This is a genomic window from Rhodococcus sp. PD04, assembly GCF_035918275.1.
Classification (GTDB): Bacteria; Actinomycetota; Actinomycetes; order Mycobacteriales; family Mycobacteriaceae; genus Rhodococcus; species Rhodococcus rhodochrous.
The window spans coordinates 2,036,465-2,060,951 of record NZ_CP142143.1 but is presented as its reverse complement, the minus strand read 5'-3'; the positions used below and the strand labels follow the sequence as shown (position 1 = coordinate 2,060,951).

Below are 24,487 nucleotides of genomic sequence, written 5' to 3'. Positions count from 1 at the left end.
ACCCATACTGTCAGGCTTGGAGCTCTTCCTCCGGTTCGGGGACCGGTGTCGCGATCTCGCGTCCGCGCAGTCGCTGCGAGATGACCCGGGTGATGCCGTCGCCCCGCATGCTCACGCCGTACAGCGCGTCGGCGACCTCCATCGTCGGCTTCTGGTGGGTGATGACGATGAGTTGGGACTTCTCGCGCAGCTGCTCGAACAGCCCGATCAACCGTCGCAGGTTGGTGTCGTCGAGCGCGGCTTCGACCTCGTCCATCACGTAGAAGGGTGAGGGACGGGCCCGGAAGATCGCGACCAGCATCGCCACCGCAGTCAGGGACTTCTCGCCGCCCGACAGCAGCGACAGGCGCTTGACCTTCTTGCCCGGCGGGCGGGCCTCGACCTCGATGCCGGTAGTGAGCATGTCGCTGGGGTCGGTGAGCACGAGCCGTCCCTCCCCACCGGGGAACAGCTTCGCGAAGACCTGTTCGAACTCGCGCTCGACGTCGGCGTAGGCCTCGGTGAACACCTGCAGGATTCGCGCGTCGACCTCCTCGACGACGGCGAGAAGGTCCTTGCGGGCGCTCTTGACGTCCTCGAGCTGGGTCGACAGGAAGTTGTACCGCTCCTCGAGCGCCGCGAACTCCTCCAATGCAAGCGGGTTGACGCGCCCGAGCGTCGCGAGATCCTTCTCCGCGCGCTTGGCCCGCCGCTCCTGGGTGGCCCGGTCGTAGGGCATCGGTTGCGGAGCGACCACCTGTTCGCCGCGTTCGCGTGCCTGCTCGTACTCGGCCATCTCCAGCGGCGTGGGCGGCAGCGGCACGTCGGGGCCGTACTCGGCCACGAGGTCGTCGAGGGCGATGCCGTGCTGCTCGAGGATGGTCTGCTCGAGCTGCTCGATCCGGAGCGAGGCCTGCGCCCGGGCCACCTCGTCGCGATGCACCGCGTCGGTGAGCTGGTCGCGCTGCGCCGACAGTTCGCGAACGAGTTCGCGGGCCCGTTCGAGCTGCTCGGCGCATTCGGCGCGGCGCCGGTTCAGGTCGTCGCGCTGTGCGAGTGCCATCGCCACGGCCACCTCGAGTTGTTCGGCGAGTCGCTGCCCTGATTCGGCCACCGCCGCGGCGACGGCCGCCGCCTGACGACGCGCGACGCGGGCACGTTCGGCACGAGCACGGGCCTCGCGCTCGGCCTGCGCGGCACGACGAAGCGAATCTGCTTTGCCCCGAAGCGCTTCGGCGCGTTCCTCGGCCGTGCGCGCCGCGAGTCGCGCCTCGACCTCGACGGCCCGGACCTCGGCGAGGGCGGCCGCGGCCATCTCCCGTTCGGCGGCGGTGTGATCGGTGCCGGCACCGTCGCTACTTCCGGCCGAGTCGTCCTCGGCCAGGCGCAGTCGCTCCTCGAGTTCGACCAGCTTCTCCCGCGCCGCGTCGCGTTCCTTCTCCGCTTCGGTGCGCTGGGCGGCGAGCCGTCCGGATTCGGCGTGGGCGGTGCGTGCCGCCTGGCCGAGCCGGCCGAGTTGTTCGTAGACGGCCGACATCGCCGCGTCGGACTCGTTGAGCGCAGCGAGGGTCTGTTCGACGTGTTCGGCGCGTTCGGCCTGCTCCGCGAGTGCGCCCGCGAGAGCCGCGGCCAGTTCCTCGGAGCGGCGTTCGGCCTGTTCGAGACCGGCACGGGCAGTGTCGATCGCCGCCTGGATCTCGAGGGTGCTCGGGGCGCGGTGCGAGCCGCCGACCACCCAGCCCGCACCGGCGAGGTCTCCCCCGCGCGTCACGGCGCGCAGGTCGGGGCGGGCGGCGCAGACCCCGAGGGCGGTGGGCAGGTCGTCGACCACGACGGTGCGGGCCAGCAGGCCGTCGACGCCTCCGCACAGGTCGGCGGGGCACTCGACGACCTCGCGGAGCCATCGGGCACCGGACGGCAGGTCGCCGGTGTCGGTGGGGCCGGCCGCGCCGGGCAGGACGAATGCCACCCGGCCCTGGTCGGCGTCGGCGAGCGCTGCGACCGCCGAGATCGCGGCGTCGGCCGACTCCACCTCGAGGGCGTCGGCCGCGGCGCCGAAGGCGGCTGCGACGGCGGCCTCGTATCCCGGGGACACCCGGAGCCGGTCGGCGAGGCGCCCCACGAGTCCGTCGCCGGACCGCGTGTCGATCAGCCAGGCCGCACCGTCGGTGCGTTCGAGGCCCATCGACAGGGCCTCGATGCGGGCTCCGAGGGAGGCGACCTCCTTGCCCGCGGCGCGTTCTGCCTCCTGGAGTTCGGTGACCCGCTCGTCGGCGAGTCGCTGCGCTTCCAGGGCTCGTTCGTGCTGCGCGTCGGCGTCGATCTCACCGGCGTCGAGATCGTCGATGCGTGCCTGAGCGGTCTCGAACTCGGCCTGTGCGGCGACGCCGCGGAGGCGGGCCTCCTCGATGGCGACGGTCAGGCGCGCGATCTCCGCGTCGATCGACTCGGCGCGGGTGCGCATCGTCTCGACCTGGCCCGCGAGACGCGCGAGGCCCTCGCGCCGGTCGGCGACGGCACGCACCGCGGCCAGATGTGCGCGTTCGGCGGCCGCTGCGGCCTCCTCCTGCGCGGCGAGCTGCTCGCGAGCCGCTTCGAGGGCTCCGTGCGCGATCTCGACGGCCTCGATCAGTTCCGCTTCCTCGGCGGCGATCCGGTCGGCGCGGGCCTCCATCTCGTCGGGATCCTGACCGGAGCGGTCCTCGGGTTCGGCGTGCAGGTGCCGGGCGCGTTCCTGCGCGACCCGCACGGTCGCCGACACGCGCTCGGCGAGCGCGGACAGGCGGAACCAGGTCTGCGACGCCGCTTCGGCACCCGGCGTGAGCTGTGCGAGGGCCTGTTCGTGACGGGCGAGTTCGGCGTTCGCGTCGTCGAACGCCGCGAGCACGGTGTCGAGCCGCTCCCGGACCATCTTTTCCTGCTCGTCGTGCCCGGCGAGTTCGGCGCGGCGGGTGACGAGGTCGTCGGCAGCCAGTCGCAACCGCGCGTCGCGCAGGTCGGCCTGGATGGTCTGGGCGCGACGTGCGACCTCGGCCTGCCGGCCGAGCGGTTTGAGCTGGCGGCGCAGTTCGGCGGTGAGATCGGTGAGGCGGGCGAGGTTGGCCTGCATCGAGTCGAGCTTGCGCAGCGCCTTTTCCTTGCGCTTGCGGTGCTTGAGGACGCCGGCGGCCTCCTCGATGAAGGCGCGCCGGTCCTCCGGGCGGGATTCGAGGATCGCGGCGAGGCGGCCCTGGCCGACGATGACGTGCATCTCGCGGCCGATACCGGAGTCGGACAGCAGTTCCTGCACGTCCATGAGACGGCAGGAGCTGCCGTTGATCTCGTATTCGCCGGCGCCGTCGCGGAACATGCGGCGGGTGACGGAGACCTCGGAGTACTCGATGGGCAGCGCGCCGTCGGAGTTGTCGATGGTGAGCGTGACCTCGGCGCGTCCGAGCGGCGGGCGGCCTGCGGTTCCGGCGAAGATGACGTCCTGCATCTTGCCGCCGCGCAGGGCCTTGGCGCCCTGCTCCCCCATCACCCAGGTGAGTGCGTCGACGACGTTCGACTTGCCGGACCCGTTGGGGCCGACCACACAGGTGATGCCCGGTTCGAAACGCAGAGTCGTCGACGAGGCGAAGGACTTGAAGCCCTTCAACGTCAGACTCTTGAGGTACATGGGTGAGAACTCTACCGGCGGGTTGTGACCGCTTTCCTAGGCCGGGTGCACCGCGCGGACCGTCCCGTCGAAACCGGTCGTGTAAAGGACGTTCGGGTCCCAGCCCGGTCCCGAACCGAAGGCGAGCGAGGACATCAGCGGGATGCCCTCGGCGATGCGGCAGCTGTGCCCGGTCGCCGGATCGACCCGCAGGACCGCGCCGCCGAGGTTGAGCGCGATGTACAGCGCGCCGTCGGGACCGATCGTGAGATCGTCGGGCATCGAGAGCAGCCCCGGCCCGGGCAGGTCGATGCTGCGCACGGGTCCTTCGAGGTCGCGTGCGTCGAGGATGTGGAGCCGGTTGACGTTCTCGAAGGTCGTCACCGTGTAGACGGTGTCGCCGTCGACGGCGATGCCGTTGACGGATCCGAGATCGGTGCGGACGACGCGGGCCTCGCCCCCGCCGGCGGGCACGAGCGTGAGTCCGACCTCGCCGAGATCGCGCGAGGCGAGCATCGATCCGTCCGACAGCCGGCCGAGGCCGTTCGGCATGACCAGCCCGGTGCCGTGGGTGCCGCGTTCACCCGTGTCGAGGTCGAGCGTGTCGATCGTGCCGTCGGCGATCCCGGCGAGTCCCGAGACGGTCGTGTTGCCCACGTTCAGGTACACGGTGGGACCGTCGACGACGATGCCGCCCGGACCGGTCACCTCGGCCGGCACGGTGGTCACGCTGCCGTCGGGAGTGATCCGGCGCAGCGCTCCGGGGCCGACGAAGGAGGTGTCCGAGACGAGCAGACCGCCCCGCTCGTCGAACGCCAGGTTCTCGAGGACACCGAGCCCCGAGGCGACCGTCGTGACGGACCGCGGGGCGCAGGCAGCCGGACCGGCCGCCGCCGGTGCTGTGGCCAGGGGCGCCACTCCCACAGCGGCGAGTACTACCGCCACCATCGTCGAACGTGCACGCCTGCCCATATGTCCCCCCCTCGCCGACCGCGACCCCCGGCCGTTCCCACCCGATCGCGGCAGGATACCAAGCCGAACGGACAAACAGGACAGATGTCAGCGTTCGACGAAACCGGTGAGGTCGCCGCGCGCGGGATCCCAGGATTCGACGACGAGCCGCACCTCACCGGGGGTGTCGCCGGATCGCAGCCACGCGAGGAGCTGTTCGAGCGCGGGCCGGGGGCCTTCGGCCACGACCATCACGCGACCGTCGGGATGATTCGTCGCGTGCCCGACGAGCCCGAGTTCGAGTGCGCGGGCACGCGTGAACCAGCGGAAACCGACCCCCTGGACGCGGCCGTGCACCCACGCCGTGAGCCGTTCGACGTCTGCGGGGGCGCTCATCGATCAGTCCTCGGGGGTGATCGTCAGCGAGACCTTGGTGCCCGCCTTGAGGGTGCGGCCCACCGTGCACACCTTGTCGACGGACCGTTCGACGAGGGCGATGAGGCGGTCCCGTGCGTCGGCGTCGAGCTCCGACAGGTCGAGGACCATCTCCTCCTCGAGGTGCGGGTAGACCTCGTTCTCGCGGTCGGCGGCACCGGAGACGCGGATCGTCGCGTCGTAGTCGTCGCCGAGCCGGCGGGAGAGCGGGAAGTCCGAAGCCATGCCGGAGCACGCGGCGAGCGCAATCTTGAGCAGCTCGCCCGGGGTGAAGACGCCCTCGACGCTCTCCGAGCCGATGAGCACCTCGGCGCCGCGGGAGCTGCGTCCGGTGTAGCGGCGCGTGCCGGTGCGCTCGACCCACAGCTCGGTGGCGGGAAGGTCGGAAGTCTGGTCAGCCATGGGGGAAATCCTGCCATGTCCCGTCGACGGGGATGTCGCGCAGGATGGTCACGAAGTCCTCGACCGCGGCGGACGACGCGTCGGCACTGCGTCGCAGCACTCCGACCGGTTCGACGGTGCCCGCGGTGGGCACGTCCAGGCGCCGGACCACGCCGTCGGCGAGGTCGTCCCGGGCCGCGCGTTCGGTGGTGATCCACACGGCGTCGCTGCGCCGGACCACCCCGCGTGCCACGGCGAGGTCGAGTGTCTCGATCAGCCCGACCGGCAGTCGCAGGCCGTGACGTTCGAACAACGCCTCGGTCGCGTGGCGCGGCACGGTTCCGCTGGTCGCGACCACCAGGGGGTGTTCGAGCGTGTCGGCGACGGAGACGGAACGCTCGGCGAGGGGGTGGCCGGGCCGGACGACGAGGATCAGCGTCTCGGCGTACAGGAGCTCGAACGACAGCCCCACCATCCGGGACGGTTCGGCCATGCGCCCGAGGACGACGTCGAGGGCGCCGGCGGCGAGCGCCGACAGCAGGACGGCATTGGGGTCGGTGCGGATCCGGATGTCCAGATCGGCGCGCACGCGGCGCAGCTCCACCAGAGCTTCGGGGAGCACGGACCCGGCCACGGTGGGCAGAGCCCCGATCCGCAGCGGCTCGCGGGCGGGTTCGGCCGCTCCCGCCAGTGCGGCCACCGCTGCGTCCAGTGAGGTGGTGACGTCCTGCGCGTATCGCAGGAAGCGGTGACCCGCCGTGGTGAGGCGCGCACCGTGTCGGCCGCGGTCGAGGAGTTTCGCTCCGGCGAGCACCTCGAGCTCGTTGAGGGTCTTCGTGACGGCCGGCTGACTCAGCTGCAACAGCTCGGCGGCCCGACCGACCTGACCCTCGCGCGCGACGGTGACGAAACATCTCAGGTGCCGGAGGCGGATGCGTCGCGCCTGCTCCGGGACGGACGAGGACGGACCGAACGCGGATTGCATCACTGAAAGTTATGAATTAACTGCTGTTTTGTCAATTTACATGAGTTTTTCTTCACCTTATGGTGGTGTCCACGGCTCAGAGATCGGAGATCGCATGTCCACCGGCGAATACGTCGAGCGCGACCACACACTGCACCCACCCGCGCTCACTCCCGGCTACCGCACGTCGGTGCTGCGCGCACCGCGCAACGCGCTCATCACGCCGAAGCCGACGCTGTCGGAGATCACCGGACCCGTCTTCCGCAGCGACGAGCTCGGCGCCCTCGACAACGACCTGATCCTGAACTTCTCGAAGGACGGCCTGCCGATCGGTGAGCGCATCATCGTCCACGGCTTCGTCAAGGACGAGTTCGACAATCCGGTCGAGGGCGCACTCGTCGAGGTGTGGCAGGCCAACGCCGGTGGCCGGTACCGCCACAAGAAGGACACCTATCTCGCTCCCATCGATCCGAACTTCGGCGGTTGCGGACGGATGCTCACGGACGCGAACGGCTACTACCAGTTCCGGACGATCAAACCCGGCGCATATCCGTGGGGCAACAGCCGCAACGCCTGGCGCCCGGCGCACATCCACGTGTCGATCCTCGGCCGCGGGTGGGCGCAGCGCCTGATCACGCAGCTGTACTTCGAGGGCGACCCGCTCATCGAGAAGTGCCCGATCGCGCGGACGATCCCGACAGTGGACCAGCTCCGCAGCCTGATCGCCCAGGAGGATCCCGCCTCCAATGCTCCGTTCGACGCCCGCGCCTACCGCTGGGACATCACCCTGCGCGGTCGCCGCGCCGCCTTCTTCGAGAACACCGACCTCCCGGGAGCCCCGCGATGAGCCTGCCCACCGATCCCTACCGGCCCGTGCCCCCGCTGCTCCCCCGCGCGATGGTCACGCGTTTCCCGGAGACGCCCTCGCAGACCGGCGGCCCGTACGTCCACATCGGGCTCGCGCCACAGCAGGCCGGCTTCGACATCTTCGACAACAACTTCGGCAACGTCCTCGTCACCGACGAGACCGAGGGCGAGCGAATCGTGTTGGAGGGCCGCGTCATCGACGGCACCGGCACCCCGGTGCGCGACGCCCTGCTCGAGAGCTGGCAGGCGAACGCGCACGGCCGGTACGCACATCCGGACGACGCACAGGACAAGGATCTCGATCCGAACTTCCGCGGCTGGGGACGCACCGGCGGCGACTTCGAGACCGGCGTGTTCACGATCGAGACGATCAAGCCCGGGGCCGTCACCAACCCCGACGGCTCCGTCTCGGCACCCCACATCCTGCTGGTGATCTTCGCGCGCGGCATCAACCTCGGGCTGCACACGCGGGTCTACTTCGAGGACGAGGCCGAACTCAACGCCGAGGATCCCGTCCTGAAGGGCATCGAATGGGAGGTGCGGCGCAACACCCTGATCGCGTCGCGTTCCGAGCGCGACGGACGCACCGTCTACACGATCGACATCCGGCTGCAGGACACCCCGGACGGTGGCGCCGAGACGGTCTTCGTCGACATCTGAACCACCACGTTCCGAACGGCCCGGTATGCGCGTGCGCTACCGGGCCGTTCGGGGTCGTGGCTGACACCTCGGGCAGCTGTACGACGAGCGGTTCATGAACTTCTCGCGGCGGATCGGCGCGCCGCAGCGTCGGCACGGCTCGTTCTCGCGCCCGTAGACGTTCAGGGAGCGTTCGAAGTAGCCGGACTCCCCGTTGACGTTGACGTAGAGGGCGTCGAACGACGTACCGCCCTGCCCGAGAGCCTCCGCCATCACCTCGGTGGCCGCATCGAGAGCCGACCGGAGCTTCGGACGCGACAGCGCGTCGGTCGGCCGGTTGCCGTGAATCCTTGCGCGCCACAGCGCTTCGTCGGCGTAGATGTTGCCGATGCCGGAGACGACGGTCTGGTCGAGCAGCGCACGCTTGATCTCGGTGTGCTTGGTGCGCAGCACGGCCACGACCGCATCCGGGTCGAACCGGGGATCCATCGGGTCGCGGGCGATGTGCGCGACCGGCAGCGGCAGACGATCACCGTCCACCTCCACGAGCGGGGCCAGGGCCCAGCCTCCGAAGGTGCGCTGGTCGACGAAACGCAGATCGGCACCGTTGTCGAGGACGGCGCGGATACGCAGATGCTTCTCGTCCGGAACGGTCGGAGGCTGCACGAGCATCTGCCCGCTCATCCCCAGATGCACCACGAGAGCCAGATCGGCCGGTTCGAGCACGAGCCACATGTACTTGCCGCGGCGCTCGACCGAAGCGACCTTCTGACCGGTCATCTGCAGTGCGAGATCGCGCGGACCGGGCTCGTGCCGGCGGACGGCACGCGGATGCAGCACCTGCACCGAGTCCACCGTCGCGCCGACGACGTGCGCGTCGAGTCCGCGACGGACCACCTCGACCTCGGGAAGTTCGGGCACCTGCGGTCAGTTGCCCTCGGTGGGCGTGTCGGCGGATCCGGACTGCTGATCGGAAGCCTCGGCATCACCGGCGTCGGCAGCAGCGCCCTCGGTCAGCGCGTTCCACGCGGCCGACGCGGCCTTCTGCTCGGCTTCCTTCTTGGTACGGCCGACACCGGTGCCGTAGGGATTGCCCCCGATGAGGGCGGTGGCGGTGAATTCCTTGTCGTGATCCGGACCGGTGGCGGTGATCTCGTAGGCGGGAACACCGAGACCGCGTTCGGCGGTGAGTTCCTGCAGACTCGTCTTCCAGTCCAGACCGGCACCGAGACGGGGACCGCGTTCGAGCAGTGCGGCGAACAGGCGCAGGACCACTTCGCGGGCGACGTCGATGCCGTGGGCGAGATGGACGGCGCCGAGAAGCGATTCCATTCCGTCGGCCAGGATGCTGGCCTTGTCGCGTCCGCCCGTCAGCTCCTCGCCCTTGCCGAGCAGGAGATGCACTCCGAGCCCGCCCTCTCCGAGGCCGCGCGCCACCTCGGCGAGCGCGTGCATGTTGACGACGCTCGCGCGGATCTTGGCGAGTTCGCCCTCGGACTTGTCCGGGTGGGTGAGGTAGAGCTTTTCGGTCACCGCGAGCCCGAGGACGGCATCGCCGAGGAACTCGAGACGTTCGTTGGTGGGCAACCCGCCGTTCTCGTAGGCGTACGAGCGGTGGGTGAGCGCCAAGGACAGCAGTTCTGCGTCCAGAGGCACGCCGAGGGCGGCGAGGAGAGACTCGTGGCTCTCTTCGCCGCCCTCGGTAGCTGTTTCGGAGGACTTGCTCGTCACGTGAATACCGATTAGACGGGCGCGGTCACCTGACGGCCGTTGTAGGTGCCGCACGACGGGCACGCCACGTGGGGCAGCTTCTTCTCTCCGCAACCCCGGTTCGGGCAGGTGACGAGCGTCGGCGCAGTGGTGTTCCACTGGCTGCGCCGCGACCGGGTGTTGGAACGCGACATTCTGCGCTTGGGGACGGCCACGTCTACTTCTCCTCGTTGTTCGAGCTGTCGATTTGACTGCTGGGTTCTTCGGAGCCCGCGCCGAACTTGGCTGCCAACCCAGCCCAGCGAGGATCCATTGTCTCATGACGGTGCCCGGATTCTGCAATCGCCAGGCGAATGCCGCATTCGGGGCACAATCCCGCACAGTCGTCACTACACAACGGCTGCAGCGGAAGTTCCAGACCCACCGCGTTCACGAGGACCGGTTCGAGATCGATCAGATCGTTCTCGACGCGGTACACCTCGTCGTCCTCGGTGGTCTGCTCCGTGACGCTGTTCGGGTAGGCGAACAGTTCGGTGAGGTACACGTCCACCGACTCGGTGAACGACTCGAGGCACCGAGAGCACTCACCGACGGCGTCGGCACGAACACTACCGGTGACCAGGACGCCCTCGGACACCGACTCCAGGCGGAGATCGAGATCGATCTCGGAGTTCTCCTCGATCGCGATCAGATCGAGTCCGATGCGCGAGGGTGACGGCACCTTCCGCTCGACCGTACGCATCGATCCGGGCCGGCGACCCAGGGAGAGCGTGTCGAACACCAGCCCGGAGTCCCGGCCGGGACGGGACGTGCTGGAATCACGGGTGGACACGGAGGAACTCACCTTCTTCGGATGACGCAGGACACGACTCGGTCGTGATAGGGCAACCGCTCCATGATACGCGATGGGCGGCAAGAGCAAAAATCCCGCGGGTCAGCGGCGGCGACTCGCCCGGTGGTCGGCCTCCGCGAAGTCGGGAGCACCCGACAGCCGCAGCTGCTGCCGGCCTCGGCCGACCGACCGCAGCGTGGTTCCGAGCAGTTCCTCGAACTCCGACAGCTTGCCGTCGATGTACTCGTCGCACTCGGTCCGGAGGCGGTCGGACTCGGCGTGGGCCGAATCGATGACACGCGCCGACTCCGCGTGCGCGGCCTGCACGACCTCGGTCTGCGACACCAGACGCGCCTTCTCGGCCTCGCCCTCGGCCACGGAACGCTCGTAGGACGCCTGCCCGGACTCGACCAGGCGATCGGCCTCGACACGGGCACGCCCGGTCACGCTCTCGTACTGCTTGTTGCCCTCGGCGACGAGTTCGTCGGCCTCGGCCTGCGCATCGCGCACGAGTTCCTCGGCGTGGGCGCGGGCCTCCTTGACCATGCGGTCCGCCTGGGCCTTCGCGTCCGCAAGCATGCGATCGGCGTCGGCGCGCGCGTCCTCGAGGAGGGTTCGCGCCTCCTCGTCGGCGTCCCCGACGGTCTTGTCGGCCTGGGCCCGCGCATCGTTGATCAGCTTGTCGCGGTGATCGAGGACGTCCTGCGCGTCGTCGAGTTCGGGCGGCAGCGCGTCGCGCACGTCGTCGAGCAGTTCGAGGACATCGCCGCGCGGTACCACGCAGCTCGCCGTCATCGGAACGCTACGTGCCTCTTCGACGATTGCGACCAGCTCGTCGAGTGCCTCGAATACCCGGTACACGCCCAACCCCAATCACTCGCTCGACACGACCGGTGCGGTCGCGCCGACGTCCAGTCTGCCGCAGCGCAGGGCACGCTCGTGTGCCCTGCGCTCGGTGTGTCGGGATACGGCCGTCACAGGCCGTGCGGGACGGGTCCGTCTACTTCGCGGCGGCCCGCTCGGCGAGGCGCGCGAGCAGACGATCGTGCACGGAACCCGGCAGCATCTCGGAGACGTCGCCGCCGTAGGTCGCGACCTCCTTGACGAGCGAACTCGACAGGTAGCTGTAGACCGGATTGGTGGCGACGAACAGGGTGTCGACGCCGGTGAGCTTGTGGTTCATCTGCGCCATCTGCAACTCGTAGTCGAAGTCGTTGGCGCCGCGCAGGCCCTTGACGATCGCGGTGATCCCGCGCTCGCGGGCGTAGTCGACGAGCAGGCCCTGCCAGGCGTCGACCGTGACGTTCGGCAAGTGCGCCGTGGCCTCGGTGAGCATCTCGAGGCGTTCGTCGATCGTGAACATCCCCTGCTTGTTGGGATTGATCGTGACGGTCACGACGACCTCGTCGAACTGGGCCGAGACCCTGCCGATGACGTCGAGGTGTCCGTTGGTGACCGGGTCGAAGGATCCTGGGCAGACCGCGCGGCTCATGACCCAGCACCGTAGCAGGTGGCGATCTCCACTCTGGTCTCGCCGTAGCGCTTCGACCTGCCGACCTCGAATCCCTGCGGCCACACCGTTTCCGGTGATCGCGACGACCGTTCGACCACGACGATCGAGCCGTCCTCGACCCAGCCTCCGGACACCAGCGTCCCGAGCACGCCGGTGACGGCCTCCTCGGTCACCGCATAGGGCGGGTCGGCCAGGACGAGGTCGTAGACGCGGTCGGGGGTGCCCGCGAGCACGGCGGACACCGGTGCGGTGCGCAGCACCGCACCGGACAGTCCGACCGCTGCGATGTTCTCGCGGATCACACCCGCCGCCTTCGCGTCGGACTCGACGAGCATCGCGTGCTCGGCGCCGCGGGAGAGCGCCTCGAGGCCGAGCGCCCCCGACCCCGCGTAGAGGTCGAGGACGGCGGCCCCGTCGATGTCCATGCGTGCGTCGAGCGAACTGAACAGGGCTTCGCGCACCCGTTCGGAGGTGGGCCGGGTTCCGCGGGGCGGCACCTTCAGGCGCCGCCCCCCGGCCCGGCCGGCGACGATCCGTGTCACTCGGCGCTGTCTCCCGTGGACACCTCGACGAGCAGGTCGCCACCTTCGACCTGTTGCACCGGTCCGATCGCGACCCGCGTGATGCGTCCGCCGCGCGGCGCGGTGATCGCGGCCTCCATCTTCATGGCCTCGATCGTGGCGACGGTGTCGCCCGCCGAGACGCTGTCGCCCTCGGACACGACGAGGGTGACCATGCCGGCGAACGGCGCCGCGACGTGACCGGGATGGTTGCGGTCGGCCTTCTCCGCGGCAGGGGTCTCCGCGGCCACCGAGCGGTCGCGCACCGACACCGGGCGCAGCTGCCCGTTGAGGATGCACATGACCGTGCGGTAGCCCTTCTCGTCGGCATCGGAGATCGCCTCGAGGCCGATGAGCAGTTCGACACCCTTGTCCAGGCGCACCCGGTGCTCGTCGCCGTGCCGCAGACCGTAGAAGAACTGGTTGGCCGACAGCTCGGTGGTGTCACCGTAGGTCTCGCGGTGCTGCTCGAACTCCTTCGCGGGGCCCGGGAAGAGCAGGCGGTTGAGCATGCGGCGACGCTCGTCGGACGAACCGCCGAGGGCCTTCTCCTCCTCCGGCGCGAGCGGGGTGATCGGCTTGGGCTCGGCGCGGCCCGACAGCGCCTTGCTGCGGAAGGGCTCGGGCCAGCCGCCGGCCGGGGTCCCGAGATCGCCGCGCAGGAAGCCGATCACCGAATCGGGGATGTCGTACTTGCCGGGCTCGGCGGCGAAGTCGTCGACCGAGACGCCCGCGCCCACGAGGTGCAGCGCGAGGTCGCCGACGACCTTGCTCGACGGCGTGACCTTGATCAGGCGGCCCAGGAGGCGGTCGGCGCCGGCGTAGGCGGCCTCGACCTCCTCGAAGCGATCGCCGAGGCCCAGCGCGATGGCCTGCTGGCGCAGGTTCGACAGCTGACCGCCGGGGATCTCGTGGGTGTAGACGCGGCCGGTCGGTGCGGGCAGCCCCGACTCGAACGGTGCGTACACCTTGCGCAGCGCCTCCCAGTACGGCTCGAGATCGCACACGGCCTGCAGGTCGAGACCGGTGTCGAACTCGCTGTTCGCCGCGGCGGCGACGATCGCCGACAGGGCGGGCTGGCTCGTCGTACCGGCCAGCGCCGCGGACGCACCGTCGACGGCGTCGGCACCGGCGTGCCAGGCCGCGAGGTAGGTGGCGAGCTGACCGCCCGGGGTGTCGTGCGTGTGCACGTGCACCGGCAGATCGAAGTTGCTGCGCAGCGCCGACACGAGCGTCGCGGCAGCCGGGGCGCGCAGCAGACCCGCCATGTCCTTGATGGCCAGGACGTGCGCACCGGCCTCGACGATCTCCTCGGCCAGACGCAGGTAGTAGTCGAGCGTGTAGATCGACTCGTTCGGATTCGACAGGTCGCCGGTGTAGGACATCGCGACCTCGGCGAGGGTGGTGCCGGTCTCGCGCACCGCGTCGATCGCCGGACGCATCTGGTCGACGTTGTTCAGCGCGTCGAAGATGCGGAAGATGTCGATGCCGGTGTCGGCGGCCTCCTGCACGAAGGCACGGGTGACGGCCTCCGGGTAGGGGGTGTAGCCGACGGTGTTGCGTCCGCGCAGCAGCATCTGCAGGTTGATGTTCGGGATCGCCTCGCGCAGCGCCGCGAGCCGCTCCCACGGATCCTCGTGCAGGAAGCGCAGTGCGACGTCGTAGGTCGCGCCGCCCCACGCCTCGATCGACAGCAGCTGCGGCGTCATCCGGGCCACGTGCCCGGCCACCGTCAGCAGGTCCTTGCTGCGCACGCGGGTCGCGAGCAGCGACTGGTGGGCGTCGCGGAAGGTGGTGTCGGTGACGCCGATCGCCTTCTGCTCGCGCAGCGCACGGGCGAAGCCCTCGGGGCCGAGTTCGAGCAGACGCTGACGCGAACCGGCCGGCGGCTCGGCGTTCAGGTCGATCGCAGGCAGCTTGTCGTGCGGGTAGACCGTCGTGGTGCGCTCGCCGTGCGGCTTGTTCACCGTCACGTCGGCGAGGTACCGCAGGATCTTGGTGCCACGGTCGGCGGACGAGCGCAGCGTCAGCAGGTGCGGGCGCTCCTCGATGAACGAGGTGTTGACGTTGCCGCCGCGGAAGTCCTCGTCGTCGAGCACCGCCTGCAGGAACGGGATGTTCGTGGCGACACCGCGGATACGGAACTCGGCGACCGCGCGGCGCGCGCGGGCGACCGCGGTCTCGAAGTTGCGGCCGCGGCAGGTGAGCTTGACGAGCATCGAGTCGAAGTGGGCGGAGATCTCCGCGCCCACCGACGTGCCGCCGTCGAGACGGATACCGGCACCGCCCGGGGTGCGGTAACCGGTGATGCGACCGGTGTCCGGACGGAACCCGTTGGCCGGGTCCTCGGTCGTGATGCGGCACTGCAGCGCCGCGCCGCGGATGGTGATGCCGTCCTGCGACAGGCCCAGTTCCTCGAGCGACTCGCCCGCAGCGATGCGCAGCTGGGACTGCACGAGGTCGACGTCGGTGATCTCCTCGGTGACCGTGTGCTCGACCTGGATACGCGGGTTCATCTCGATGAACACGTGGTTGCCGCGTTCGTCGACGAGGAACTCGACGGTTCCTGCGCACTGGTAGCCGATCTCCTTGGCGAAGGCGACGGCGTCGGCGCAGATACGGTCGCGCAGCTCGGGATCGAGATTCGGGGCGGGGGCGAGCTCGATGACCTTCTGGTGGCGGCGCTGCACGGAGCAGTCGCGCTCGTACAGGTGGATGACGTTGCCGTGCTTGTCGGCGAGGATCTGCACCTCGATGTGCCGCGGGTTGACCACGGCCTGTTCCAGGAAGACGGTGGGATCACCGAAGGCGGCGTCTGCCTCGCGGGAGGCGGCTTCGATGGCCTCGCGCAGCTGGGAGGGTTCGGCGACCCGGCGCATGCCGCGTCCGCCACCACCGGCGACAGCCTTGACGAAGACCGGGAAGTTCATCGTTTCCGAGGCGGCGACCAGCTCCTCGACGTCCGACGACGGCTCCGACGACGCCAGCACCGGGAGGCCGGCGGCCTTCGCCGAGGCGATCGCGCGGGCCTTGTTGCCCGTCAGCTCGAGGATCTCCGCCGACGGACCGACGAAGGTGATGCCCGCTTCGGCGCACGCCGCGGCGAGGTCCGGGTTCTCGGAGAGGAAGCCGTAGCCGGGGTAGATCGCGTCGGCGCCGGCCGACACGGCCGCTTCGACGATCTTCTCGACCGACAGGTAGGCGCGGACCGGGTGTCCCTCCTCACCGATCTGATAGGCCTCGTCGGCCTTCAACCGGTGCAGGGAGTTCCGGTCTTCGTACGGGAACACCGCGACCGTCCCGGCACCCAGTTCGTAGGCGGCACGGAACGCGCGGATCGCGATCTCGCCACGGTTGGCGACAAGCACTTTCGAGAACATTGGTCGACGGTACCGCGCCGTAACATGCCGACTTCGACGCGCGTTCCACATCGTGGGACAAGGCGTCCGGATGGCACGACTGGAACGATGCAGTCGGCCCCGTCGTAACACGGCGTCAACACGCCGGGCACGGCCCCCGAAACCTCACCGCGGGTTCTGCGGCACGGTGTACGGAACGTAACTCAGGACTTGTCGAGATAGGCCACGCGCTCGGCGTCGAGCGCGGCCCGCACCATGCTCGCGAGCCCCGGGTGGTGTTCGAGGCCGGGATCCTTCTCCGTCACCGTCCGGGAGAAGTCGCGGGCCGCCTCGATGACGTCGGCGTCGTCGACGAGCGAGAGCAACCGCAGCGTCGACACGGTGCCGGACTGGGCGACACCGAGGACGTCGCCCTCCCGGCGCAACTGCAGGTCGAGCTGGGCGAGTTCGAAACCGTCGGTGGTGCCGGCGACGGCCTCGAGCCGCATCATCGTCGGGGTCGCGGGCTTCGCGTCGGTCACGAGCAGGCACAGGCCCTGGTGGCCGCCGCGACCGACGCGACCGCGCAGCTGGTGCAGCTGGCTGACACCGAACCGGTCGGCATCGACGATCACCATCACCGTCGCGTTCGGCACGTCGACACCGACCTCGACGACGGTCGTGCACACGAGCACGTCGAGCTCCGCGGCGTTGAAGGCCTGCATCACCGCGTCCTTCTCGTCGCCGGGGAGGCGGCCGTGCAGCAGCCCCACCCTCAGGTCGCGCAGCGGACCGGAAGTGAGGAACTCGAACTGCTCGAGCACCGAGACGGTTTCGGGCGGGGCCTGCTTGCCCTTTCCCGATCCCGAGGGCTCGGGCCCGTCCGGATCGAAGAGCGCGTCGTCGTCGGAATCGCCGTCGCCGATGCGGGAACACACCACGTAGGCCTGCCGGCCGTCGGCGACCTCCTCACGGATGCGCTCCCACGCGCGGTCGACCCACTTCGGGTGTACCTTCGCCGGCACCACGCGGCTGACGATCGGCGACCGCCCGCGGGGCAACTCGCGCAGGGTCGAGACCTCGAGGTCGCCGAGCACCGTCATCGCGATGGTGCGCGGGATGGGCGTCGCGGTCATCACCAGCACGTGCGGGGATGCGCCGTCGCGACCTCGCGAGCGCAGGGCGTCGCGTTGTTCGACACCGAAGCGGTGCTGCTCGTCGATCACCACGAGACCGAGGTCGAAGAACTGCACCGTGTCCTCGATCAGCGCGTGCGTGCCGATGACGATCCCGGCATCGCCCGTGAGCGCCTCATTGAGCGCGGCCCGTTTGCGCGCGACCCCCATCGAGCCGGTCAGCAGGGTCACGCGGGTCGCGCGTTCGTGGGCACCGAGTTCGCCCGCCGCGGCGAGATCGCCCAGCATCTTCGTGAGCGAGCGCGCGTGCTGCGCCGCGAGCACCTCGGTGGGCGCGAGCAGCGCGCACTGCCGACCGGAGTCGATCACCTGCAGCATCGCCCGCAGCGCCACGATGGTCTTGCCCGAGCCGACCTCGCCCTGGAGCAGCCGGTTCATGGGGTGTTCGCGTGCGAGATCGGCCGCGATCTCGTCGGCCACCGAGAGCTGCCCGGCCGTCAGCTCGAAGGGCAGCCGCCGGTCGAACTCGTCGGCGATCCCGCCCTCACGGCGCGGGCAGGACGGCGCCGACCGCACCTCGACGTCGTGCCGGCGTCCGGCGAGCACGAGCTGCACCGCGGCGGCTTCGTCGAACCGCAGGCGGTCGCGCGCCCGGTCGATCTCCTGCTTCGTATCGGGCAGGTGGATCGAGCGGAGCGCCTCGTCGAGGCCCACGAAGCCGTGCTCGTCGCGCACCCACTCGGGCAGCGGGTCGTCGACGTGGTCGAGCTGATCGAGCACCTGCCGCACACACCGCATGACGGTCCACGACTCGACCTCGCGGGTCGCGCGGTACATCGGGATCAGCGCGCGGTCGAAGACCGACATGTCGACCCCCGACCCGTCCTGCGCGGTGCGGGCGAGACCCGCCAGGGCGCCAGCGCCCCGCACCCGCGCGGGGGTCGCCGAGACCAGATCCTCGGCGTCGCGCGGCTCGGGCAGCACGAGATAGCTCGGGTGGGTCAGGCTCCACTTGTCGCGGAAGTACTTCACGGTGCCGGAGAACATCGCGCGCACGCCGGGCTTGATGTTGTGCTTGACCCGGTGCGGGTTGAAGAAGGTGACGTCGATGCTGTGGCGATCGGAGCGCAACCGCACCGCGAGGCGTTTGCCGGCGCGGGATTTCATCGGCACCTCCTGCGCCGACTCGACCCGCGCGATGATCGTGATGTGCTGGCCCTCCGCGGGCTGACTCTCGCCGAGTTCGGCGCCCTGGGTGGCGTAGCGGTGCGGATAGTGCCTCAGTAGATCCTCGACGGTGGTCATCCCGAACGCGTCGTGCAGGGCGTCCGCCGTCTTGCGGCCGAGGACATGATCGAGCCGGTCCGCGAGTGTCGCCACTGCCGTCCCTTCCGCTACTCCTGCGGTGGCCTCGCGGCGCACCGGCTACTCGACGCCGAGCTGCAGCAGGTCGCTGCGCTGACCGCCCTGGTAGACCGCCACGTCGATCTCCGGGTGACGGCGATCGAGGTGAGCGGCCAGTTGCTCGACGAGTCCGTCGGGGGCGTCGGCGCCGACCAGCATCGTCACGAGCTCACCGCCCGCGGCGAGAATCCGGTCGAGCAGCGACGCTCCCGCTGTCACCAGATCATGCTCGATCACTACGACATCATGACCGGCCAGTCCGAGACTGTCGCCGGGCTCGCACGTTCCGACCCAGGTCAACGCACGTTCGTTCGCGTATCGCAGAGATCCCCACCGCACGCACGCCGCCGCCTCCGACATCGCGAAGGCATCGTCGACGGTGGCGCGCATCGGATCGTGCACGGCCAACGAGGCCAGCCCCTGGACCACGGAGGAGGACGGCAGGAACATCACGTCACGGTCGTCCCGCCGCGCCCGGGCGCCCACGGCGACGACGTCCTGCGCGGAGAGCGCACCGTTGGGCAGCACGAGGACGTCCCGGCTCGGCAGTGCCCGGATCGCCTCGAGCAGTTCGTCCGGGGCTGAGATCTCCTCGGCCCGCAGCACCCGGGCGCCCTCCGCCTCGAACAGTTCGGCCGCGCCCTCGCCGCCCACCACCGCGAGGACCGCCCGGGACTGCTCCCCCGCCGACTCGGCACGGACCGGGGCGGGAGCCGTGCCGAGCGCCACGGGACCGTCGCCGCACCCGCGACGTGCGGACTCGAGCGCGAAGCACGTGATGTCGATGCGGCTCAGCGAGCCCGCCGCGAGACCGGCCTCCACGGCGGCCCCGGGATCGCAGCAGTGCACGTGCACGGACCAGCACCCCGATCCCCCGGCGACGATCGCGACCGAGTCGCCGAGCGCGTCGAGAGAGGACCGCAGGGCGTCCATGCGCGCGTCGTCGGAGTTCCCGACGAGATACATCACCTCGTATTCCTGCTGGTCGCTGTCGTGACGTTCGGCGACGATCTCGGGTTCGACCACCGGCCGCGAGGCGCCGGCGAGCACCATCCGGCGATCGGGACGTGTTCCGGTGGCGACCTCCACCAGGCAGTCGAGCAGCACGAGCAGGCCGAGGCCGCCGGCGTCGACGACCCCGGCCTCGGCGAGGACGTCGAGCTGGGTGGTGGTGCGCTGCAGCGCGTCGGCGGCGGCATCGGCACTCGCGACGGCGACATCGCACACGGTCGCATCCGTCTCCGAGGCGACGCGGGTCGCGCCGTCGGCCGCAGCTTCGAGGACGCTGACGATGGTGCCTTTCGCGGGTGCGCTGAGCGCTCCGGTCACGAGCGTCGCGGCGTTGGAGAAGGCGGCGGCGAGGTCCCGGGCGCCGACCGTCGTCAGTCCCGCGATCGCGTCGGCGAGACCGCGCAGCGCCTGCGCCAGGATGATCCCGGAGTTGCCCCGCGCCCCGGCGAAGGCGCCGCGCGCGAGCCCTTCGGCGACGTCGGATGCGGTGAGCGCGCCGTCCACCGGCCCGCCGATCCGGGCCGCCGCGGCCTGCAGGGTGATCAACAGATTGTTTCCGGTGTCCCCGTCGGGCACCGGGAAGACGTTGAGCGAGTTGATCTCCGCTCGGCGTTGTTCGAGCGCTTCCACACCGAACTCGACCCACCGGCGCAGCGCCCGCCCGTCCACCGTGTCCTCGGCTCCGAGCAACGATTCCACCCCCTTCGCCTCGTCCTACGGGCATCGTCCACCTCTACGATCGGTACCGTTGCGCACGGTGCCGAGCCCTGGCGAACAGGTTAGCCGCGACCCGGCGCACCGTCCGGTTTGGCCAACCGCCCTCGAGTTCGCTAAGCTTGCCGGGTTGCCTCGCACGGGCGGCTCGTTCCCCGTGTTCGCAAGGCGAAACAAGAGACAGAAGATCTATCCACTAGACACAAGGAGTTCGCGACATGGCTGCCGTCTGCGACGTATGCGCCAAGGGCCCCGGCTTCGGGAAGTCGGTCTCGCACTCGCACCGGCGTACCAACCGTCGCTGGAACCCGAACATCCAGAGCGTGCGCGCTCAGGTTGCACCGGGCAACACCCGCAAGATGAACGTGTGCACCTCCTGCCTCAAGGCCGGCAAGGTCGTCCGCGGCTGATTCCCGGTCGAGTCGTAGCGAAGGCCCCCTGCGCTGATTGCGCAGGGGGCCTTCGCCGTTCGATCCCGCGGCCGGATATCGTGCGGGAATGACCGAGAACCAAGTTTCCTTCCCCGACAGCGACTCTCTCCGCTCACTGGTGAGTGTTGAGGACCGCGTCCTGCGGATCGCCGTGGCGACCTCCGAGCACGGCACCTCCCTGTCCCCCGCAGGGATGGAGCAGGGCATCGCGGCCCTGCGCGCGGCAGGCCCCGAGATCGGCGCCGTGCTGCTCGTCGGTGAGGGTGCGAACTTCTGCGCGGGCGGCAACGTCCACGGGTTCGCCGCGGCCGAGGACCGCGGCGCCCACCTGCTCGACATCGCGAACCTTTTCCACGACTTCGTGCGCGAGCTGGAGAAGGCGGCCGTGCCGGTCGTCGCCGCCGTGCACGGCTGGGCCGCCGGCGCCGGCATGAGCCTGGCGCTGCTCGCCGACATCGCACTCGCCGGCCCCGGCACGAAGATGCGCGCCGCGTACCCGTCGATCGGCTTCTCCCCCGACGGCGGCATGTCGTGGACCCTGCCGCGGATCGTCGGCCCGTCGCGGGCACGGGAGATCATCATGACCGACGCCGTGATCGGCGCCGACGAAGCCGTGCGCCTGGGTCTGCTCAGCCGGCTCGTCGCCGACGGCGAGATCCAGAGCGAGGGGTTGCGACTCGCACGGACCCTCGCGCACGGCCCCACGCAGTCCTACGCCGCCATCCGCTCGCTCGTGGCGGGCTCCGCCGGACGATCGCTGTCCGACCACCTCGACGCCGAAGCCGCCTCGATCTCCGCGGCCGCCACGACGCCCACGGGTATCGAGGGTGTCGACGCCTTCGTCGCCAAGCGGCGCCCGGACTGGGATTCGGCCCGCGCCTGACATCCCGGCGGCGGATCGGTGGTCAGGGCAGTCGCCAGTCCACCGGTTCGCCGCCCTGCTCGACGAGCAGGGCGTTCGAGCGGCTGAACGGACGCGACCCGAAGAAACCGCGTGAGGCCGACAGCGGGGACGGGTGCGCCGACTTCACGGTGGGCACACCGCCGAGCATGGGTTCGAGGGTCGCCGCGTCGCGGCCCCACAGGATCGCGACGAGCGGGGTACCGCGCGCGACCAGCGCGCGGATCGCCTGCTCGGTGACGGCCTCCCAGCCCTTGCCACGGTGCGAGGCCGGCTGGCCCGGCGCGACGGTGAGGACCCGGTTGAGCAACAGGACACCGTGCTCGGTCCACGGCGACAGGTCGCCGGTGGAGGGCTGCGGCAGACCGAGATCGTCGGTGTACTCGCGGTAGATGTTGGCGAGACTGCGCGGGATGGGCCGGACGTCCGGAGCCACCGAGAAGCTCAGTCCCACAGCGTGACCCGGAGTGGGATAGGGATCCTGCCCGACGATCAGGACGCGGACGGATTCGAACGGCTGCGTGAAGGCACGCAGCACGTTCGGACCGGACGGCAGGTAACTGCGGCCCGCGGCGAGTTCGGCGCGGAGGAACTGCCCCATCGCGCTGATGTCACCTGCGACGGGTTCGAGTGCTCGCGCCCAACCCGGCTCGACGAGTTCGGACAGGGGCCGACCGGAACGGGGCTCGTCCGCTCCCCCGGCCGCGGCCTGTGTGTCGACGGTGTCGGCCACCTGTCACTCCTGGTCGATGCGGCGGAGGGCGGTCCGGTAGTAGGCGGCGTTCGCCGCATACATCTCGGCGTTGGCGTCGAAGTTGTTCTCGGGCACCTCGTAGCCCTCGCGGACCTTCGCGGGGATACCCATCGCCATGCGGCGGGGCGGGAGTTCGAAGCGCGGCGGGATCAGCGCTCCGGCGGCGACCTGCGCACCGGCACCGATCACCGATCCGTTGAGGACGAGCGAACCCGAGCCGATCAGCGCGCCGTCACCGATCGTGGAGCCCTCGATGTGCGCGTTGTGTCCGACGACGCACCTCGCGCCGATGACGGTGGCCTCGATCGCGGTGCAATGGATGATCGTGCCGTCCTGGATGTTGGTCTTCTCCCCCACGGAGATCCTGCCGTAGTCCCCGCGCAGCACCGCCGAGGGCCATACGGAGGCACCGGCACCGAGGGTGACGTTGCCGATCACGACCGCGTCGGGATGAACCCACGCGTCGGGATGGATATCGGGGACACGCTCGCCGAGTGCGTAGACAGCCATGACTGCAGAACCTATCTCGAGCGAACCACACCCGTGGTGGTCGCCCTAGTGACCGGCGCCTGCCACGAAGCTCTCCCAGCCACCGGATCCGTCGTGGCGCTGCCCGTCGACGGTGACGCCCGAGCCTTCCAGGACGACGCCGATCGACCGCCATCCGTCCGGCAGGGCGACCTCGCGGGGAAAGCACGCCGCGAGGGCGTGGTCCTCGCCGCCGGTGAGGATCCATTCCCACGGGTCGGCCGCGAGCGCTTCCCCGGCCTCCCGGAGCAGCGCGTCGGGAGCGAGCGCGCCGGAGTCCAGGTCGATCGCGACCTCCGATGCGGTGCAGATGTGCCCGAGATCGGCGACGAGACCGTCGGAGATGTCGGTGCACGCGTGGGCGCCGGCCGCGGCCGCTGCAGGACCTGCCGCGTAGGGCGGAGTCGGCACGCGGTGCGCCGCGACGAGGTCGGGGAAGTCCCGGTTGCCGGCCAGCAACAGCGCCAGGCCGGCCGCGGACCGACCGGTGCGGCCCGCGAGGGCGACGACGTCACCGGGGCGGGCGGTGGAGCGGAGCAGTGGTGGCCGTCCGTCGAGTTCGCCGAGCACGGTGACCGAGACGATCACCTGATCGGCCTGCACGAGGTCGCCTCCCACGACTCCGGCGCCGATCTCCTCGGCGGCTTCGCCGATGCCGGCCGAGATGCCGTCGAGCACGGCGACGGGTGTGTGGGGTGGGCATCCGAGGCCGACGACGAAGGCGGTGGGGCGTGCGCCGACCGCGGCGACATCGGCTCCGTTCTGGGCGACGGCCTTGCGTCCGACCTCCTGCGGGGCGGACCAGTCGAACCGGAAGTGCCGTCCTTCGACGAGCATGTCGGTCGAGATCGCGATGCGCCCGTCGGCGGCTGTCACGACCGCTGCGTCGTGGCCCGGCCCGACGAGTGTGCTGTCGGGTTGCCGCCGTGCTCTCACTGCCCGTTCGATCACGGGAAACTCGCCGATGTCGGCGACGGTGGGTCCGGTCGGGTTCGCCACGGTGACGGTCGCCTCTTTCTCGGTCGGCGGTGGGAGAGAGCCGGCACGTGCCCTGCTACGTTCGATCACGCTACCGCCCCCTGTCCCCGAGCCCGGATGCTGGACACGATGAACGACACCTCTGCTTCCGATCGCGAACCGTCCGACGACGCCCCCGTCGAGGCACCCGGATCGGACGGGACGCGACGCAGTCCCGCTCTGATCGCCACGGCGATCGCACTGCCCGTCGCTCTGCTGGTCGGCGTGGTGGTCGCGGCCGTCATCGTGTCGCAGTCACCGGTGAACACGCCGGTCGGCCTCGGTCCCGTGCCCGCTCCGGAAGCAGAATCCGAATCCTGCTCGCAGTTGCTCGACGCGCTGCCGGAGGAGCTCGGCGACTACACACGCGCCGAACTGGCCGATCCGGCACCGGTGGGTGCGGCGGCCTGGCAGTCGGGCGACGGCGAGGAGGTCGTCCTGCGCTGTGGTCTCGACCGGCCCGAGCAGTTCGACCAGGCGGCGGCGCTGCAGGTGATCGACGACGTGCAGTGGTTCGAGGTGTCGGGAGCCGAGCAGGGTATCCCGGCGAGCACGTGGTTCGCCGTCGACCGTCCGGTCTACGTGGCGCTGACCGTGCCCGACGGATCCGGGCCCACCCCGCTGCAGGACATCACGGCGACGATCTCGGCCACACTCCCGCAGCAGGAGATCGATCCGGCGCCGATCCGCTGAGCGGGATCGACCCCGCCGTCTTCACTACGACCCACGAACGAAGGTCGGCCCCGGCACCGTGGTGTGGTGCCGGGGCCGACCGTGTTCGTCGC

At 70.2% G+C, this 24,487-nt stretch carries 23 protein-coding genes; 5 read left to right on the top strand and 18 right to left on the bottom strand.

The genetic code is table 11. The features are described from left to right. Positions 1–10 precede the first annotated feature (10 nt). From smc to U9J23_RS09470, 5 genes are all read right to left on the bottom strand, one after another. Positions 11–3,637 (bottom strand): chromosome segregation protein SMC, encoded by a 3,627-nt coding sequence (smc, locus tag U9J23_RS09490; RefSeq protein WP_326602456.1) that lies wholly within the window; start codon positions 3,635–3,637, stop codon positions 11–13. A 36-nt stretch (positions 3,638–3,673) separates the two neighbouring features. Beyond that, positions 3,674–4,588, bottom strand: a complete 915-nt coding sequence (locus tag U9J23_RS09485; protein WP_085467995.1) for an SMP-30/gluconolactonase/LRE family protein — start codon at positions 4,586–4,588, stop codon at positions 3,674–3,676. An 87-nt stretch (positions 4,589–4,675) separates the two neighbouring features. Then, on the bottom strand, positions 4,676–4,963 hold the full coding sequence (locus U9J23_RS09480; RefSeq protein ID WP_059381155.1) for an acylphosphatase: 288 nt from the start codon (positions 4,961–4,963) through the stop codon (positions 4,676–4,678). 3 nt (positions 4,964–4,966) lie between these two features. Further along, positions 4,967–5,404 carry an OsmC family protein gene (locus tag U9J23_RS09475; RefSeq protein ID WP_059381154.1) on the bottom strand — a complete coding sequence of 146 codons (438 nt, stop codon included), beginning with the start codon at positions 5,402–5,404 and terminating at the stop codon, positions 4,967–4,969. Next, on the bottom strand, positions 5,397–6,368 hold the full coding sequence (locus U9J23_RS09470; protein ID WP_326602452.1) for a LysR substrate-binding domain-containing protein: 972 nt from the start codon (positions 6,366–6,368) through the stop codon (positions 5,397–5,399). Before U9J23_RS09470 ends, U9J23_RS09475 begins: the two co-directional genes overlap by 8 nt. Positions 6,369–6,462: 94 nt before the next feature. On the opposite strand from U9J23_RS09470, the gene pcaH reads away from it, so the two are divergent. Both pcaH and pcaG read left to right on the top strand, forming a co-directional pair. After that, positions 6,463–7,194, top strand: coding sequence for a protocatechuate 3,4-dioxygenase subunit beta (gene pcaH, locus U9J23_RS09465; RefSeq protein WP_326602450.1), 732 nt, complete (start codon positions 6,463–6,465; stop codon positions 7,192–7,194). Then, positions 7,191–7,874 carry a protocatechuate 3,4-dioxygenase subunit alpha gene (pcaG, locus tag U9J23_RS09460; RefSeq protein WP_326602448.1) on the top strand — a complete coding sequence of 228 codons (684 nt, stop codon included), beginning with the start codon at positions 7,191–7,193 and terminating at the stop codon, positions 7,872–7,874. The genes pcaH and pcaG overlap by 4 nt, the downstream gene beginning before the upstream one ends. A 36-nt stretch (positions 7,875–7,910) precedes the next feature. On the opposite strand, the gene mutM is transcribed toward pcaG, so the two are convergent. The 10 genes from mutM to U9J23_RS09410 all read right to left on the bottom strand — a co-directional run bounded on the left by mutM (position 7,911) and on the right by U9J23_RS09410 (position 20,056). Then, positions 7,911–8,774, bottom strand: coding sequence for a bifunctional DNA-formamidopyrimidine glycosylase/DNA-(apurinic or apyrimidinic site) lyase (gene mutM, locus U9J23_RS09455; protein ID WP_326602446.1), 864 nt, complete (start codon positions 8,772–8,774; stop codon positions 7,911–7,913). Positions 8,775–8,780: 6 nt separating this feature from the next. Continuing rightward, positions 8,781–9,584: a ribonuclease III gene (gene rnc / locus U9J23_RS09450; RefSeq protein WP_326602444.1), complete on the bottom strand. Its 804-nt coding sequence runs from the start codon at positions 9,582–9,584 to the stop codon at positions 8,781–8,783. 11 nt (positions 9,585–9,595) lie between these two features. After that, positions 9,596–9,778, bottom strand: a complete 183-nt coding sequence (gene rpmF, locus U9J23_RS09445) for a 50S ribosomal protein L32 (protein ID WP_006551208.1) — start codon at positions 9,776–9,778, stop codon at positions 9,596–9,598. A gap of 2 nt (positions 9,779–9,780) precedes the next feature. Then, entirely contained in the window at positions 9,781–10,395 is a 615-nt protein-coding gene (locus U9J23_RS09440) for a YceD family protein (protein ID WP_059381148.1), read from the bottom strand. Between the two features lie 102 nt (positions 10,396–10,497). Beyond that, the gene (locus tag U9J23_RS09435; protein WP_059381147.1) at positions 10,498–11,256 is read right to left on the bottom strand and encodes a DivIVA domain-containing protein; all 759 of its coding nucleotides are present in this window, start codon (positions 11,254–11,256) and stop codon (positions 10,498–10,500) included. 139 nt (positions 11,257–11,395) lie between these two features. Then, positions 11,396–11,887 (bottom strand): pantetheine-phosphate adenylyltransferase, encoded by a 492-nt coding sequence (gene coaD / locus U9J23_RS09430; protein WP_059381146.1) that lies wholly within the window; start codon positions 11,885–11,887, stop codon positions 11,396–11,398. Beyond that, entirely contained in the window at positions 11,884–12,450 is a 567-nt protein-coding gene (gene rsmD, locus U9J23_RS09425) for a 16S rRNA (guanine(966)-N(2))-methyltransferase RsmD (protein WP_059381145.1), read from the bottom strand. The genes coaD and rsmD overlap by 4 nt, the downstream gene beginning before the upstream one ends. After that, complete coding sequence (locus U9J23_RS09420; protein WP_059381144.1) at positions 12,447–15,848, bottom strand: pyruvate carboxylase; 3,402 nt, start codon at positions 15,846–15,848, stop codon at positions 12,447–12,449. Before U9J23_RS09420 ends, rsmD begins: the two co-directional genes overlap by 4 nt. A gap of 182 nt (positions 15,849–16,030) precedes the next feature. Then, on the bottom strand, positions 16,031–18,322 hold the full coding sequence (gene recG, locus U9J23_RS09415) for an ATP-dependent DNA helicase RecG (RefSeq protein ID WP_106200033.1): 2,292 nt from the start codon (positions 18,320–18,322) through the stop codon (positions 16,031–16,033). A gap of 45 nt (positions 18,323–18,367) precedes the next feature. Continuing rightward, a complete protein-coding gene (locus U9J23_RS09410) occupies positions 18,368–20,056 on the bottom strand; it encodes a DAK2 domain-containing protein (protein ID WP_326602439.1) in 1,689 nt (562 codons plus the stop codon). A gap of 233 nt (positions 20,057–20,289) precedes the next feature. On the opposite strand from U9J23_RS09410, the gene rpmB reads away from it, so the two are divergent. Both rpmB and U9J23_RS09400 read left to right on the top strand, forming a co-directional pair. Beyond that, positions 20,290–20,481: a 50S ribosomal protein L28 gene (gene rpmB, locus U9J23_RS09405; protein ID WP_006551201.1), complete on the top strand. Its 192-nt coding sequence runs from the start codon at positions 20,290–20,292 to the stop codon at positions 20,479–20,481. A gap of 88 nt (positions 20,482–20,569) precedes the next feature. Next, positions 20,570–21,385, top strand: coding sequence for an enoyl-CoA hydratase/isomerase family protein (locus U9J23_RS09400; RefSeq protein ID WP_085467989.1), 816 nt, complete (start codon positions 20,570–20,572; stop codon positions 21,383–21,385). Between the two features lie 22 nt (positions 21,386–21,407). Here U9J23_RS09400 and U9J23_RS09395 read toward each other — a convergent pair whose 3' ends face one another. From U9J23_RS09395 to U9J23_RS09385, 3 genes are read right to left on the bottom strand one after another with little or no spacing between them, the layout of a single operon-like run. Beyond that, complete coding sequence (locus tag U9J23_RS09395) at positions 21,408–22,136, bottom strand: uracil-DNA glycosylase (protein ID WP_218775615.1); 729 nt, start codon at positions 22,134–22,136, stop codon at positions 21,408–21,410. Between the two features lie 3 nt (positions 22,137–22,139). After that, complete coding sequence (locus U9J23_RS09390) at positions 22,140–22,667, bottom strand: gamma carbonic anhydrase family protein (protein ID WP_085467988.1); 528 nt, start codon at positions 22,665–22,667, stop codon at positions 22,140–22,142. A gap of 45 nt (positions 22,668–22,712) precedes the next feature. Then, complete coding sequence (locus U9J23_RS09385) at positions 22,713–23,636, bottom strand: thiamine-phosphate kinase (RefSeq protein ID WP_059381473.1); 924 nt, start codon at positions 23,634–23,636, stop codon at positions 22,713–22,715. Between the two features lie 144 nt (positions 23,637–23,780). Here U9J23_RS09385 and U9J23_RS09380 point away from each other — a divergent pair, with 144 nt between their 5' ends. Next, positions 23,781–24,395 (top strand): DUF3515 domain-containing protein, encoded by a 615-nt coding sequence (locus tag U9J23_RS09380; RefSeq protein WP_059381138.1) that lies wholly within the window; start codon positions 23,781–23,783, stop codon positions 24,393–24,395. Positions 24,396–24,487 lie beyond the last annotated feature (92 nt).